The organism is Saccharopolyspora pogona (assembly GCF_014697215.1).
Classification (GTDB): domain Bacteria; phylum Actinomycetota; class Actinomycetes; order Mycobacteriales; family Pseudonocardiaceae; genus Saccharopolyspora; species Saccharopolyspora hattusasensis.
Genome location: NZ_CP031142.1, coordinates 7,094,580 through 7,109,594 on the forward strand (window position 1 = coordinate 7,094,580; position 15,015 = coordinate 7,109,594).

The following is a 15,015-nucleotide window of genomic DNA, read 5'->3' on the forward strand; positions in this document are numbered from 1 at the left end:
GCGGGGTATTGACCTGCGGTGCGGTGGTCCTGGAACTGCCGTCACCGGTTCCGGAGCTGGTGCTGGACGAGAAGCGGGACAAGCTCTCCGACGTCGCCGACCTGTTCAGCTTCAACCGCTCCAAGAACGTCATTCAGGGCGACGGTGTCGACATCGGGCCGGCTGCGTTGAACATCTACCACGCCTCCGGGGCCCCGCCGGAGTACGTGCGCTCAGTGGTGACGATGGATCGCACGCGTTGGCTGTACAACGAGGGGCGCGGTCCGGGGACGAACACGGCGCTGGGCAAGGTGCACTTCCGGCTGTCCGGCCGCAAGCTCATCGTTTGGTGCGGCCGCAACTTCAAGGACGCTGCTGTGCTCGACGACCTCTTCGGAATCGCCCAGGAGATCCGGCGCTGGATTCCGCCCGCCGCGTTCCAGGACCCCGCTGGCGCAGAGGCCGACCGCCAGCACGTCCCCTTGCCGCAGCTGCAACTTCCGTTCAGCTGATCTTTTCCGAGTGAAGGGCACCTTTGACCGGCATAGTCGTGTGTCCAGTTTCGGGCAAGGGTGCCCTTCACTCGTCACTGGATCAGCTGGTTCACCAGTTGAGGTCGCCGCTGATCGTTTCGTCCGGCGGGACGTCGGTGAAACCGCCTCCCTGGGCCTGCTTCTCCAGGGCATCAGCGGCGGAGCCGAGGCCACCGGCCACCTGGTTGAAGCCGGACTTGGCGAAGTCCTTGCCGCCGTAGGACGGATCCTCTCGTTGATAGGTGACTGGGTTGCCGTCGGCGTCGGGAACGACTCTTCCAGCCTCGTTCCGCTCGGTGATGTTGCCGTCGTTGTCGATTTCCGTGACGTGCCCGGACTTGTCGTCGACGGTGTAGCCGCGGTCCTCGGCTTCGGATTGGAATCCCTTGCCGAGCTGGTCCACGACTTTGCGCTCGTCGGCGGTCTCCTTCGACACGCCGCCGAGGATCTGGCTGCCGATGTCGGCCGGGCTCTTGCCGCCGTCTCCGCCCGGCTTCCCGTCGGTGATCTGCTTGACGCTCTCGTAGATGCGGATCGCGTTGAGGATCGCCTTGATCGCCGTGATCACATCCATGATGTGGCCGATGATCTTGGTGATCTTCTGAATCTGCTGGGCGGCTCGGGCGCAGGTGATGCCCGCTTCGGCCGTGGTGACCGCGGTGGCCGCGGCGATGGAGCCGCCGAAGGTCGGGCCCGCCGAGGCCGTTGCCGTGATCCAGGTGGTGATCGCCCAGGTCAGGAAGTCGGCGAGGATGCCCTTGATGACGCCCTCGGCGGCTTCCATCATCGTGCCGCTCATCTGGAGCAGCTGCGAGAGGTTGTTGGCCTGGCCGCCGGTGGCCTTCACGCCGTCGATGAACTTGGCCATCTTCTTGCGCAGGGCGTCGGCGGCTTCGCCGTCCCAGCCGGTGAGCTCGCCGTCCAGCTGGTTCGTCAGGTTCTCGGCGAGCTTGTCTATTTCGCCCTGCACGCCGGCGAATGCTTCCGCGCCCTTGGCCAGGGCTTCGCTGTCGCCGGTGACCAGCTGGATCGCGTCCCGCACCGGGGCCACGAAGTTGATCACGAACTCGACGCCGGTGCCGATGAGGAAGCCCATCGGGTCCAGCGCGAAGCTGGTCGCGCTGGACAGGTAGCTCTCGATGTCGCCCTTGAGCGCCTCGACGTCGCCCTTGCCGGCGTCGTCATTGGCCTTGATGATGTCCTTGACGAACGGCAGCTTCCCGAACGCCGAGGCGTCGACCGGCGAGGCAGTCCGGTTGAGCGCGCTGTTCTCGCTGATCGCTTCCGCGTTGCTGGTCACCAGGAACCACCTCCGCCACCGCCGCCAGCGGTCTTTCCGATGTCACCGATGATCTTGCCGAGCATCTCCGCCATCGACTCGTCGGTGGCCTGGTAGTCCTTGCCGCACTCGGTCAGGTCCTCGCCGGCCTTGGTCAGCCCTTCGGCCATCTCGTCGAGGTGCTGCTTGAACTTGTCCAGCAGCTCGCGGTAGGAGCTGTAGGTGGTGGCGAGGCCGAGCAGGCCCCAGGAGACCTCCGGGACTTCCGCCCCGGCGGCCTTGTCCTTGATGGACTTTGCGTCGGCGTTCATCCCGCCGACATTGCCGCCGCAGCGCATGATCGCTTCGGCGGGAGCGTTGTACCCGGGCATGGTCACCGCCCGCCGTCGAGGAAGGAGTCCGGCGCCTCGTCGTCGTCCACCGGCGCCTGCTGCGGCTGCTCGGCGTGGCTGCCGAACAGCTCGTCCTGGGTGCGCCTCACGCGTTCGAGCACGTCGCTGTCCGGCACGTACTCCTGCACGACCTCGGCCTGCTTGCGGGCGGCTTCGGCGATCGCGAGCTGCAGGGTGCTCATGACGGTGCTGGACAGCTGCGCGGGGGACAGGTGCAGGGCGTCCTGGGTGAACTGGATGTCGGTGACGCCGCCGGGGCTGGCGGTGACGGTGACCGACCGGTCCGCGGACGTGGCAGCAGCCTGGAGCTGGCTGATCTGCTCGCGCATCCGGCTGAAGTCGCCCATCTGCTCTTCGGCTCGGCGTCCAGCTTCCTTCAGCGCGTCAAGCTTGCGTTGCAGATCGTCCAGATCCGCCGCCATGATTCGCCTCCTCGGCCCAGTGCTGATTGGTTCTGATCGGCTATCTTCGTCGATCAGTGGGCTAGGCGGGGCGAGTATTCGAAAAACTCCGGAGTTCGCGCAGCCTTTCCGATCCAGGCGTATCGGCTGGTCATTGAGGCTGAAGATCGGTGCCTGATATGTGAAAGCTATTCACTGGCGTCGCGGCCGCCGTTTTCCTGACTGCTGCGCACAGTTCTCGGCCAACGGCACCGCATTTCGGTGCAACGGCCCGCGGGCGGGCGTTCGTGCCCCGGGAGGCACCGGTCGTGCGGCGTAGCATTTGGGCCTGATCGACCGGTCAGAACCGGAGTTGCGGCGCTTCTGCCGCGTCTGCGAGTCACCACCGCGCGGGTTACCCCGCGGTAGTTCGGTCGGCGACGGAGCCGACGAGGTCAGGGCTGCAGCGAGGCATGCCGTGTCGTCGAGGGGCCGGCACGGCATGCCCTGCTTCTCGCAGCTGTCAGGATTCGAGCTCGGCGAGGGCCTTGCGGACCCGCTCGACCTCGGCCTCGAGCTCGGCGAGCTTCGCCTCGTGCTGCTGGCGCGCCTCGTTCATCACGCTCTCGATCGTGTCGGAGATGTCCTGGTGCAGCTCGGCGGCCGCCTTGGACACCGCGGCCGCCGCGACCGGCAGGCCCTGCACGATGCGCTTGCCCGCGTGCATCAGGTCGGCCTGCCACTCGCCATCGGCCGTGCCGGTGACCGTCAGCGTGAGCTCGACCGTGCGGGTCTTCTTGACGGCGCTCTGCTTGCGGGCGCGCGGCTTCTTCGCCGCCTCAGCGGGCGCGGCCTCGGGCTGCGCCGACTCGGGCTGCGACTGGGTGTCGGGCTGGGCCGACTCGGGCTGCGTCGACTCGGGCTGCGTCGACTCGGCCTGCTCGGGCTGGATCGGCGCGGTCTGCTCGGTGCTGGTCTGCTCTTCGGTCAACTCTGTCTCCTGTGTGTCGCGGCGGGGAAACCAGAATAGAACAGGTGTTCCCCTTCCGGTGTGCGGACATGTGGGCGACGCGGCGGTGGCGCCCGATCGGGTCACCGCTGCAGAACGGTGACCAATGCTTGCAGCGCGGGGCGGAAGGCGTGCTCCGCGGGGGCGGCGTAGCCGATGACCACACCCGGCGGATGCTCGCCGGGCGCGACCCAGTGCGGCCCGAGCACTTCGAGGTCCACCGAATGCTTCCGCGCCCGAGTCAGGACTTCTCGCTCAGTCGGTCCCTCCGGATCAAGCTGCAAGGTGATGTGCAGTCCGGCCGAGATCCCGGCCGGGTAAGGCCGGTGGTTCGCGCGCATACCGCTCAGCGCATCGAGGAGCTGCTCGCGTCGCCTCCGGTACACGGCGCGCGATCGGCGGACATGCTGATCGTAGGCTCCCGACCGGATCAGTTCCGCCATGGCCAGCTGTTCGAACAGCGGGGCGTGCAGCCCGCTGTGCTCTTTGAGCGTGCGCACCGGCGTCACCAGCTGCGGCGGCAGCGCCAGCCACGCGAGCCGTAGGGCGGGGGCGAGGGTCTTGCTGGCCGTGCCCGCGTAGGCGACGTGGTTGGGTGCCATGCCCTGCAGCGATCCGATCGGCTGGCGGTCGAAGCGGAACTCGCCGTCGTAGTCGTCCTCGATGATCAGCCGGTCATCAGCCTTGGCGAGTTGCACGAGCTCCGTCCGCCGGGCCGAGCTCATGGTGGTGCCGAGCGGGAACTGGTGCGCCGGGGTGACCACGACGGCCCGGCTGAGCTGCTGCGCGACGTCGATGCCGTCGCTGTCGACCGGCACGCCGCGCACCGCCATGCCGAGGCCGGCCGGGATCGCGCGCAGCTGGGGCAGGGACGGGTCCTCGAAGTCGATCGAGTCCAGCCCTTGGTCGTAGAGGGCCTTGCTGAGCAGCGACAACGCCTGGGAGTAGCCGTTGCAGATGATGATCCGGTCCGGCGTGGTGGCCACCGCGCGGACCCGGGCGAGGTAGTCGGTGAGGGCGTCGCGCAGCGCCGGATGGCCCTGCGGGTCGCCGTAGTCGAGGTCGCCGGCGGGGGTCGTCTGCAGGGCGCGGCGGCTGGCGGCCAGCCAGTCCCGGCGCGGGAAGGAGCTGAGGTTCGGCCGGCCGGGGCGGAAGTCCCAGTGCGGCGCGGGGGTTTCCGGGCCGGGCGGGGCGGCGACTGGGTCCGGGCTCGCCAGCCGTTCGGCGACGGTGGTGGGCGCGCCCTGGCGGGACAGCAGGAAGCCCTCGGTGACCAGCTGGTCGTAGGCGCGGGTGACGGTGCCGCGGGCGACGCCGAGATCGGTGGCCAGGGCGCGGGTGGAGGGGACGCGGCTGCCGGCCGGGAGGCGGCCGTCGCGGATCGCGGTGCGCAGAGCCTCGGCCAGTTTGCGGCTGTCGGGGCGGCCCACCCGATCCAGGTGCAGATCCAGCGACGTGGACCATCCGGCTGTCACAGCACCCGACCCTACCGAAGCGCGCCATTCGGACGTGGACCTTCGGGTGATCAGGCCGTTTCCGCAGGCCAGTGCCCGTGAGTGGTTTTGGGTGCTATAGCGCTGAAAAGCGCTCACGGGCACTGACCAGCAGTGCTTTCCGGACATACGGGCCGTGCTTCCCCGTCGTGATCGTTGTGACACGGGAATTCGGTAGATCCGGCGCGACCTCGTGCTTCCGGTTGATACGGTTCCCGCCGCAGGACGAGATCGAGAAGGAAAGCTGTGCCAGAGCTTGGGGATCGCGCGCAGTCGCCGGATGGTGTCGCAGCGTTCCCGCCGGTGCGCGGCGGAGCGAGTCGGGGGACGGGTTGCCTGAGGACTTCGGACGCGACATCGGCGCGGCTGAGCGGATGGTTCGCGAGTGGCAGGAGCGGGCCACCGAGAAGGCCGAGAAGTTCGGCCGGATGCAGCAGGAGATCGAGCAGATCTCGGTCACGGAGACTTCCCGGGACGGCGCGATCGAGGTGACGATCAACTCCGCCGGCATCCTGCAGAACCTCCAGCTCTCCGAGAGCGCCAGCAACCGTCCGATGGCGAAGCTGGCCACCGAGATCATGCGCGCCGTGCAGACCGCGCAGGCGAAGGTTCCCGAGCTGATGCAGCAGGCGGTCGCCGGCACCGTCGGCCTCGAAGATTCCGCCGCGCAGCACGTGCTGGGGCAGGCCCGGAAGTACTTCCCGGAGCCGCCGGAGGACGACGACGAGCCGCAGCAGGGCGGGTCCGGCCTGAAAGAGATGCGGTACAAGGTCGAGAACGACTACGAGGAACCGCAGCAGCGGCGCCAGCCCCCGACGCCCCCGCAGCCCCCGACGCCCCCGCAGCCCCCGACGCTGCCGCAGCGGCCGCCGTCGCGGCGCGGCCCGGACGACTTCGACGAAGACTTCGGCAGCGGTTCCTTCCTGCGCTGACCGTGCCGTGCCTGACCTGAGGGGCCCTTTGAGATGCCGGACGAGATGAACGTCGTCATTGAGAACCTGCGCACCCATGCGTCCAAAGTGGACGGTGTGGTGGACCAGTTGCACGTCGCGGTGGACGCGTCGCAGCAGGTCTCGCTGGACAACGACGCGTACGGCATCCTGTGCCGCCCCTTCGCCTGGATGCTCGACCCGGTGGAGCAGCACGGCGTCGAGACCCTGCAGAAGGCCGTCGCGGCCATGCGGGAGGTCGCCGAGAACGTGCGCGGTGCCGCCGAGGACTACCAGGCGGCCGACGACTCGGGCAGCGACGTGATCGGCGGAATCGAGGTATGAGCAACCCGCTCGTCGCGCAGCAGAAGGAGAACCCGGACGGGCCCGGTCCGCTGACCGCGGGTACCGGCGACGCCGGGTGGGGCACCGGTATCGGCATCGCCGAGTCCATCAACGACGTCGCGTCGCTGAACGACGGTTCGAGCTGGGTCGAGTCCGGCCTGGCCTACGGCGGCCTGGTGATGGAAGCGGTCAGCATCGCCACCGACCCCATCGGCACCCTGCTGTCCTACGGCCTGTCGTGGCTGATCGAGCACGTCGAGCCGCTGAAGGAGGCGCTGGACTGGTTCGCCGGCGACCCGGATGGTGTCAAGGCATATGGGGAGACCTGGGCGAACGTCTCCAAGGCGGTGGGCGAGGCCGCCACCCAGTACAACGACGCGGTCAAGGCGGACACGGACCAGTGGACCGGCGCGGCAGGCGACGCCTACCGGCAGCACGCCGTGGAGAAGGGCGAAGCCCTCGCCGGCGCATCGGAGCTCGCCAACACCATCAGCACCGTGGTGACCGTGATGGGCGAGGTCGTCTCGTTCGTCCGGGAATTCGTCCGCGACCTCGTCGCCGACTGCATCTCGCGGCTGATCACCTACGCCCTGGAAGCGCTGGCCCCGCCAGGAGTCTCGCTGGCCTGGGTGGTGCCGCAGGCGGTGTCCTTCATCGCCAGGACGGTCTCCAAGATCACCAAGATCGTCACCAAGCTAATCAAGACGATCAGCAACGTGGCGCCGAAGCTGGCCAAACTGGTCGAGGTCTTCGGCGACATCATGAAGGCCCTCGGCAAGATGGGGAAGCGAGCTGCCGAAGGCGTCGGCAAGGTCGCGGACAAGCTGGACGTCGCAGGCAAACTGGGCGACAAGCTGGCGGAGAAGACCTGGAAGAAGGTCGACGACGTCTTCGGCACCGACGTGGTCGGCAAGCACAATGCCAAGTTCGGCGGCCCGGACCCCGGCGGCGGTTCGGACAGCGACAGCGGCTCGGACGGCGACGGCGGCTCGGGGAGCGGGACAGGTCGTGGTTCTGGCTCTTCCGGCAATGGGTCGGGGACTGGTTCTTCCGGGACCGGCTCGGGTACGTCCGGCGACGGTGCGGGATCGGGGTCCGGCACGTCGGGTGACGGTGCGGGCTCGTCGGGCAGCGGCTCGACTTCAGGTTCTGCGGGCAGCGGTTCGACCGGCTCGGGTTCCACGTCGACCAGCGGCAGCGGCACCAGCGGCTCTGGTTCTGGAGATTCCGGCCCCGGGGGTTTGGGTTCGCACAGCGACGCTGGTTCCGGTGATTCTGGTTCGCAAAGTGGCTCGGGCTCGCACGGTGGCTCTGACGCTGGCAGATCCGTGCACGGTGACTCCGGTTCCGGCGGTTCGGGTTCTGCCGGTTCGCCGGATGGCGCGGGCCCGCACGGTGGCTCGGGTTCGTCGCCGAACGGTTCGGGTTCGCACGGCGGCTCCGGATCCGGCGATGGTTCTGGTTCGCCGAGCAGCTCCGATTCCCCGCGGGCTAGTGCCGAATCCAGTTCGCACGCCCCGGAATCGTCCTCCGCTTCCGACACGCGCTCGGCGGATACGGCGCGTGGCTCGTCCTCAATGGACAGTGGTTCGGGTGGTGGGCCGCAGCACGGCGGGCCGAGCGGCTCCCACGGCCCCGCTGTTCCGGAGGGCGGCCCGCGCGTCGCCTCGGCTCCGGACAGCGCTCCGGCGGGTGGTTCGCATGCGGGAGGCGGACCGGCCTCGACCGGGAGTGGCTCTGCCGCGAACTTCGGTTCCGGCGGCGGATCGCCTCACGGTGGAGGCGGCTTCGGTTCGGGCAGTGGGCCGGCTCCCGGCGGTGGTGGTTTCGGCCTGGGTGGCGGACCGGCGCCTACCAGCGGCGGTTTCGGTGCTTCGGGTTCGCACGGCCCGGATGTTGCGAACCGTCCGCCGAGCACCCCGGCGAACACGTCGACGGCCAGCGTCGACGCGCCGGCCCGACCGCCGGAAGCGGGCTTCGTCGCACCGCCCCCCAACGCCCCCTCGGCGCGGCCCGATCAGCCCGCGTCCGGCGGCGGAGCCGTCGGGGGCGCGGGCGCGCCAGGCGGAACCGGCGGGGCGTCCGCACCGGGAAGCGGCCGCCCGGGATCGGGTGGCGGCTGGACGGGAACCCCCGGCAGCCCCGGCGCAGCCGGGCGAAGCACGCCCAGCGGGCGCAGCCCCGAGGCGCCGCGGCCACGCGGCCCGGAGGGCACCCCGGCGAGCCGCGGACCGGCGAAGCCGGACGCGCCGAGCCACCCAGGCGGAGCACGGCCCGGAGGGCAGGGGAGGGTCGACGGCCCGGCAGGGCCGGCCCGTCCGGGCGGACCGGTAGGGACGCACGGGCCAGGGCATCCCGACGCCCCGGCGGGCCCGAACGGTCTCGCACGTGCCGACGCCCCGATGCGGCCGAACGGTCCCAGCGGTTCGGCACACCCGGACGCTCCGTCCCGCCCGAACGGCCCGGTGAAGCCGGATGCCCCGAACGCCTCGGCGCGCCCGGATGCCCCGGCCCGGCCGAATGGTCCGGCTGGCCCCCACGGTTATGCGCGCCCCGACGCGCCTGGCTCGATGCGCCCGGATGGCCCAAGCCGCCCCAACGGGTCGACTCGTCCTGACAGCGTGAATGGCTCGGTCCGTCCGGATAGTCCGAACGGCCCGGCTCGTCCGGGCGCGCCGAACGGGTCGGCTCGTCCCGACGGGCCGGTGCGGCCGGACGTGCCAGCCCGGCCCAGCAACCCCGTCCGTCCGGATGGCCTAGGACAGCCAGGCGAACCGCGGCCGAACGGTCCCGACCGTTCGGCACACCCGGAGGCGCCGTCCCGTCCCAGCGGCCCCGCACGTCCGGACGGTCCCGACGGTTCGGCACGTCCTGATGCCCCGTCCCGTGCGAACGGACCGGCTCACCCCGACGGTCCTGTCCGAAATGGACGGTTCAACGGGTCGGAGATGCCGCGCCAACGGCAGCCGGAAGCCCCGTCCCGCGTCAACGACCCGGCCAATCCGCGCCAGCACACGCCTCAAGGCGCGCACCCCGACGTTTCGCACGCGCCCCGCTTCGCCGCTCCGCCCCGCCTGGATGCGCCGCACGTGGATGCGCCGCGGGTGAACCACCCGCAAGCAGCGGTCCGGCACCCGGACACCGACCGCTACAAGTGGGCCGACGTCAAGCACGAGGACTTCGCGCACGTCAAGGGCGAGGGCTTCCGCCACTGGGGTCCGGGCTGGCAGCAGCGGGTGGCCGAGGACGCCCGGATCCGCGCGGAATCGCTCGGCTACCACCAGCCGGACCGACCGCAGGCCCCGGAACCGGCCCCGGAAGCCCCGCCGCGCTCCACATCGGAGTCCATGGCAGCCGAAAGGCCGCCGGAGAACCCGTTCGAGCACCGCTGGAACAACGGCATCCTCGAGCACAAGGGGGTGGACGTCTCCCCCGAGTTGCGGGAGAAACTCGGCGGGAAGTACACCGGGATCCGCAACACGGATTCCGGCCTCTCGATGATCCGGCACTCCCGCCAGGGCTACTACGGCAGCGCGGACTTCGCCCAGCGCATGCCGCGGCCGTCGGTGGACCCGAAGCGGTTCACCGTCGAGGTGCACGGCAGCCCGAACGGCGTGTCGTTCAACGGCAAGGAACTCTCGGCCAAGGAACTCGCCGAGATCATCAAGGGTGCGCCGGGCTACAAGGAAGGCGCACCGGTGCGCCTGCTGTCCTGCCAAACAGGCGCCGACCTGCCGGACGGCTCCCCGAACTTCGCCCAGCAGCTGTCGAAGGAACTGGGCGTAGAGGTCCTCGCGCCCAACAAGGACGCCTGGGTCGACAACTTCGGCAACATGTACGCGAGCGGCAGCCGAGCAGAGTTCCACCCGGATGCCTCCGGCACGCCCCAACCGCGCTTCGACGAGCCGGGCGAGTGGGTCAGCTTCAGCCCGGACGGCACGAAGGCGGTCCACGAAAGCCCGTTCCCCCCGGGCCACGAACCGGAATGGGCCCGCTTCGGCCACCAAGCCGACGCAGCCCACCAACGCGGCTCTTCGCCACCTGCCAAGGAATTCCACCATCCCGGCGGCCCGGGCTGGGGCGGATTCCACTCCCGGCTCGACGACTACGGCACGACGGTTCAGGGCCACGTGCTGCCGAACGGCGAGTTCGTGCCGCACGGCGAGTACGACACGTTCAACAGGTGGATCCCGCACGGGCAGGTCGACAACCTCGGACGCTGGGTGCCGGGACACCCCGACGCCAACGGCAACCTGGTGCCCAACGGGCACTACGAGCCCAACGGCGAGTGGATCGCGCATGGCCGAACGGACGAGCTCGGACGCTGGGTCCCGGTCCACCGAGACGCAAACGGCTACCACGACCTCGGGCAGTACCACCCGCAAACCCACCAATGGGAACCGAAGGGCTACGGCGACCGGAACACCGGCCAGTTCGTCCCCAACCAGGCCCCGCCACCGGCGGCACCCCATCAAGCCCCGCAAGCCGGACAAACGCCGCATGCGAGCCCGGCCAACCCGCCTTCACACACAGGTCAGTCGCCGCAACCGCAGGCGCCCCGGCCAACGGCCGCGCAGTCCGGAAACGCACCACACCAGCAACTCGGACAGCACCCGGCGGTTCAGCAACGGCCGAACCAACAGCCGATGCACCAGCAGCCTGCCGCGCAGGCCCCGCAACACCCAAACAATCAGCAACCGGCTGCCCCGCACCCTGGACGGCCTGCTCCTGGTCCGCACGGCCTCCCGCATGCGGGGCAGCATCCACAGCAACCTGTAGCGCCGCACGCCGGACAGCAGCCGCAAGGCACGCATCAGCGACCGCCCCGACAGCCGATGCAGCAACCGCCCGTGGCGAACGCCCCGCACGGGCGCCAGCAGCCGCTTGCTGGGCCGCCGCACGCTCCGCGGCAAGGCCCGCCACCGGGAACTCCGCGTCCGGACGGTCGTCCGCAAGGACCGGCGCACCATCCGCGACCCGACTACAACGCTCCGCCGCCGCATGCCCCACGCCCCGGCGAGGGTTACGGTCCGATGGGGCCCGGGGGACGTGCCGATGGTGGCTTCGGCCCGATGGGTTCCGGTGGTCGTACTGAGGGCGGCTTCGGCCCGATGGGCTCCGGTGGACGTCCAGACGGTGGCTACGGTCCGATGGGGACCCGTCAGGATGGCGGCTACGGTCCGACGGGCTCTGGTGGACGTGCGGATGGTGGCTCCGCTCCGACGGGCTCCGGGGGGAGTGTCAAGAGTGACTTCGATCCGACGGGCGTCGGCGATGGACGGGCCAAAGGCGGCTACGTTCCGGCGGACCCAAAGGGAACATCCGAAGCACGCCAGCATCTTAGAGAGCAGTACTACCGCCGGCTGGGCGACGACGACCCAGAGATGCTGGATTGGATTGAAGGTGAAATTGACAAGGAGCTAGGGCCGCAGAAGCCCCGGCCCGGCCAACAGGTCTTTGAAGTTGACACATCTGTTCAGCCGGTCGCCGCGCCGAACAGCAAGGACCCGTTCAGCAGCATGGCTGACAGCGGCGGGATGGACCAACAAGCTGTCGAGCGCGACCTTTTGGGCGAGGGGCATCGGACCAAGGATCTGCGTTGGCGCACCGACACTGATGGGCTATATCGCAGTGACCTTCGTCATCCCAACGAGATCTGGGGCAAGCAGGTCGGTTTCCAGGCGAAAAGCAATGAGCTCAGTCTCGACAAGCACTTTGACGGGAACCAAGGCCAAGGCGGCGGTCTGGTTTCCACCACCCGCAGCGAGGAGTACGCGCGCGACCGAGCCATTAATATGGCAAGGGGAGCAGGAAACAAATTCGCGTTCGTGTACCAGATCGACGCGGCGGGCGGTATCGATTTCAATTCGTCGTCGAGTAGCTTGGGTCATGACACGGGCGAACTCGAAGTGGGCTTCGTCGGCGGAATTGACTACCGGTACATACCGTCATGCGACGTCTACGACGTTGAAACTGGGGAGCTGCTCGGAACCTACTACAACCCCTACTACTACAAGAACCTTCAGGGCTGATGAGTATGTCGAAGAATGAGCAGGCAGGCGACGCGCCGCCGATCACGCCGGGGATGCGGGAATCGGCTAGGCAGCAGCGTGGGGGCTATTTGTATGTGATTGACAGCATGTACGATCCGAATGGCGATGTGCCGGCGCATGCGATCAAGGGTGCGTTCGCGGTTGACGACAACGGTGAGATTGGCGAATACCAGGCCAATCCCGACTACCGGCCTTCGCCGGTCGAGCGCGCGGGGCCGCCGGCGAATTGGATCGACCGAGGGATGCGCTGGGCGATGTCCGGTCGAATCGGCCAGAACAATTTCCTCCAGTTGATCGCCAAGGCGGTGTTGCCCGTCCTGGTAACGCCGGAGGGGCACCTGATGCTGCTCAAAGCCCCGGATGGTCCTCGTCTGGTGGCTTACACCGCTTCCGGTCTGGTGCCCGAGGACGTGTACGCGAAGCCGATGTACCTGCCCAGGCTGTTGAAGGCGCTCCCGGCGGATGCAATCCTAGCGGTCAACGGGAGTGCTGAGTTGCAGGCGCAGTTCCCGGTTGCGGACTTGGTGGCTGCGTTGCGAAACAACGGCCTAATCGTGGACAACTCCACGGGCGGGCTCGATGTCGGCCCAGCGTTTTGGGTACAGGAGAGTGCGCGGCTTGCCGAGTTGGTCGACGAGCCGACGTTCACGGCGATCGAGCAGGTGGTGGCCCAATGGGGAAAGCTCAGCGAGATCACACCCCAACGCGGCCGTGCCATTGAGCTTGGGATCACCGCCGTCGAAGTGCTGGTCAAGGGTGGGGTCACCGATCCGGACGTGCTCGCGGCGGCGGCGGTTTTCAACGCCGCCGACCCCCTGTACAACGGCAGTGATCGCATCAGCGTGATCATCGCGGCGGAGGAGGAAGGGACGCGGGTGCTGGCGCTCCTGCGGTCGGCGCTGAGCCCGCAGGTTCCGTCCGATGTGGACCTGGACCGTGCAGAGCTCGTGGATGGGCTCGTGTACCATCTCTATGTGGAGCACCTGCGCGCGATGCCCTTGCAGACGCGTGCGATCGTGCTCGCCAACCGGATTGCCGAAGCCATCACGCCGTGGGTGATGGCCGACCTCCGCGAGCACCGGCGGTACGACCTCCGTAGACCGCTGAGGTCGTGCGCGAGGGACTTTCCGGATGCTCTGCGAGCGCAGGTCGCCGAGCAGATCGGTATCGATCCGCGCAAGCCGCCGCCGTGGAAGCTGGATCCGGAGCCGCTGGCTTCCATCACTTCCCCTGCTCAGGCCATCGATCGCGCCCGTACCGACATCGGCGTACTGGCCGATCCGGTTCACGCGGAGGACATCGGGCTGGCGTACCGCGTGCGCTCCGAGAGCGACCCCGAGCACGTCCACTTCGTGCACAAGGTGTGGGAAACCGTCACCAGCGAGGTGGACAGCGAGTTCGCCATCGACGAATATCGCGCCAAATACGACGTGTTCCCGGTTGGGCCGGAGCGGGAACACGTCGGGCAAGTGCCCCAGTCGCAGCAAGCGCAGTCCACGCCTGGTCATCCTGCTCCGAAGCCAATCGACCCCCCCGAGCGGTTCATCGGGTCGATGCTTGCCGGCGCCATGGGGGATGCGCTTGGGTACGCCATCGAGTTCCATGACATCGGGATGATTCGGCGGAACCACGGGGATTCCGGGCTCACGGCTCCGGTGCTTCGGGACGGTGTTGCGCAGATCTCCGATGACACGCAGATGATGCTCTTCACCCTCGAAGGGCTCATCCGGGCTCACGTCGCTCGGCGGATCAATCCGACCGACAACGATCCCGTTCCCGAAGTGCAGCACGCCTACCAGCGGTGGTTCCACACGCAGAACCAGCCGTGGGCGCAGGCAGGTGGCCCCTATGCGCGCCATCTGCAGCGGCCCGACGGGTGGTTGATCACGCACCCCGAGCTGTTCAGCCCGCGGGCTCCGGGTAGCACCTGCATGTCCGCCCTCGCGAAGTTCGCGCAGACGCATCAGCACGCCAACCCGCAGTTCAAGATCAACGACTCCAAGGGCTGCGGCGGTGTCATGCGCGCCGCCCCGGTCGCGGTGTGGTCCAACGATCCTGCCGAGGTCTTCTACGCCGCGGTCGGCACCGCTGCACTGACGCACAGCCACCCCAGCGGCTACCTCTCCGCCGGAGTGCTCGCGGTGATCGTTCACCAGCTCATCCGCGACGTGCCGTTGCCGGAAAGCGTTCGGATGGCGCGGGATCTGCTGCTCCGGTGGCGGGGGCACGAGGAGCAGTTGCAGTTCCTCGACGCCGCCGTCGAGCTCGCCAAGAAGGGCGCCGTCACTCCCGAGGAGATCAAGGACACACTCGGTCAGGGCTGGGTCGGTGAAGAAGCACTCGCGATCGGGCTCTACGCCGTGCTGGCCACGGATAACCTTCGGGACGCCTTGTTGCTGTCCGTGAACCACTCGGGGGACTCCGATTCCACGGGGATCGTGTGCGGCAACATTGCTGGGGCGCTTCACGGGGCACGGGCCGTTCCGCAGGAGTGGCTCGCGTCCCTGGAGCTGCGCGAGCTCGTCGAGACGCTGGCCAAGGATGCGCTGGTCGAGTTCAGCCCCGGGCCGCCGACCGATCCGGGGTGGACCCGGCGGTACCCCGCCTGGTGACCACGAGGGAG

Annotated in this window: 10 protein-coding genes; 5 read left to right on the forward strand and 5 right to left on the reverse strand. The window is 68.8% G+C overall.

Going from position 1 to position 15,015, the window contains the following annotated elements; translation table 11 throughout:
* Nucleotides 1-23: 23 nt before the first annotated feature.
* Entirely contained in the window at nt 24-491 is a 468-nt protein-coding gene (locus tag DL519_RS33275) for a hypothetical protein (RefSeq protein WP_190820711.1), read from the forward strand.
* Nucleotides 492-582: 91 nt separating this feature from the next.
* Here the strand turns inward: DL519_RS33275 and DL519_RS33280 are convergent, their stop codons facing one another.
* The 5 genes from DL519_RS33280 to pdxR all read right to left on the reverse strand — a co-directional run bounded on the left by DL519_RS33280 (nt 583) and on the right by pdxR (nt 5,047).
* Nucleotides 583-1,812 (reverse strand): WXG100 family type VII secretion target, encoded by a 1,230-nt coding sequence (locus tag DL519_RS33280; protein WP_190820713.1) that lies wholly within the window; start codon nt 1,810-1,812, stop codon nt 583-585.
* Nucleotides 1,809-2,162 (reverse strand): WXG100 family type VII secretion target, encoded by a 354-nt coding sequence (locus DL519_RS33285; RefSeq protein WP_190820715.1) that lies wholly within the window; start codon nt 2,160-2,162, stop codon nt 1,809-1,811. Before DL519_RS33285 ends, DL519_RS33280 begins: the two co-directional genes overlap by 4 nt.
* A gap of 2 nt (nt 2,163-2,164) precedes the next feature.
* Nucleotides 2,165-2,605, reverse strand: coding sequence for a YbaB/EbfC family nucleoid-associated protein (locus DL519_RS33290; RefSeq protein ID WP_190820716.1), 441 nt, complete (start codon nt 2,603-2,605; stop codon nt 2,165-2,167).
* A gap of 481 nt (nt 2,606-3,086) precedes the next feature.
* On the reverse strand, nt 3,087-3,554 hold the full coding sequence (locus tag DL519_RS33295) for a DUF6319 family protein (protein WP_190820718.1): 468 nt from the start codon (nt 3,552-3,554) through the stop codon (nt 3,087-3,089).
* Between the two features lie 101 nt (nt 3,555-3,655).
* On the reverse strand, nt 3,656-5,047 hold the full coding sequence (gene pdxR / locus DL519_RS33300) for a MocR-like pyridoxine biosynthesis transcription factor PdxR (RefSeq protein ID WP_190820720.1): 1,392 nt from the start codon (nt 5,045-5,047) through the stop codon (nt 3,656-3,658).
* A gap of 350 nt (nt 5,048-5,397) precedes the next feature.
* Here pdxR and DL519_RS33305 point away from each other — a divergent pair, with 350 nt between their 5' ends.
* The 4 genes from DL519_RS33305 to DL519_RS33320 are packed head-to-tail and all read left to right on the forward strand — an operon-like array spanning nt 5,398 to nt 15,004.
* Nucleotides 5,398-5,997: a YbaB/EbfC family nucleoid-associated protein gene (locus DL519_RS33305; protein ID WP_190820722.1), complete on the forward strand. Its 600-nt coding sequence runs from the start codon at nt 5,398-5,400 to the stop codon at nt 5,995-5,997.
* Between the two features lie 33 nt (nt 5,998-6,030).
* Entirely contained in the window at nt 6,031-6,339 is a 309-nt protein-coding gene (locus tag DL519_RS33310; protein ID WP_190820724.1) for an ESX-1 secretion-associated protein, read from the forward strand.
* Nucleotides 6,336-12,371 carry a scabin-related ADP-ribosyltransferase gene (locus DL519_RS33315; protein WP_190820726.1) on the forward strand — a complete coding sequence of 2,012 codons (6,036 nt, stop codon included), beginning with the start codon at nt 6,336-6,338 and terminating at the stop codon, nt 12,369-12,371. The genes DL519_RS33310 and DL519_RS33315 overlap by 4 nt, the downstream gene beginning before the upstream one ends.
* 53 nt (nt 12,372-12,424) lie before the next feature.
* Entirely contained in the window at nt 12,425-15,004 is a 2,580-nt protein-coding gene (locus DL519_RS33320; protein WP_223840405.1) for a type VII secretion system-associated protein, read from the forward strand.
* Nucleotides 15,005-15,015 lie beyond the last annotated feature (11 nt).

What these genes read in the sequence shown, in the direction of transcription:
- DL519_RS33285 (WP_190820715.1), bottom strand. Translation starts at nt 2,162, where the DNA reads ATGCCCGGGTACAACGCTCCCGCCGAAGCGATCATGCGCTGCGGCGGC.
- DL519_RS33290 (WP_190820716.1), bottom strand. Translation starts at nt 2,605, where the DNA reads ATGGCGGCGGATCTGGACGATCTGCAACGCAAGCTTGACGCGCTGAAG.
- DL519_RS33310 (WP_190820724.1), top strand. Translation starts at nt 6,031, where the DNA reads ATGCCGGACGAGATGAACGTCGTCATTGAGAACCTGCGCACCCATGCG.
- DL519_RS33315 (WP_190820726.1), top strand. Translation starts at nt 6,336, where the DNA reads ATGAGCAACCCGCTCGTCGCGCAGCAGAAGGAGAACCCGGACGGGCCC.
- DL519_RS33320 (WP_223840405.1), top strand. Translation starts at nt 12,425, where the DNA reads ATGCGGGAATCGGCTAGGCAGCAGCGTGGGGGCTATTTGTATGTGATT.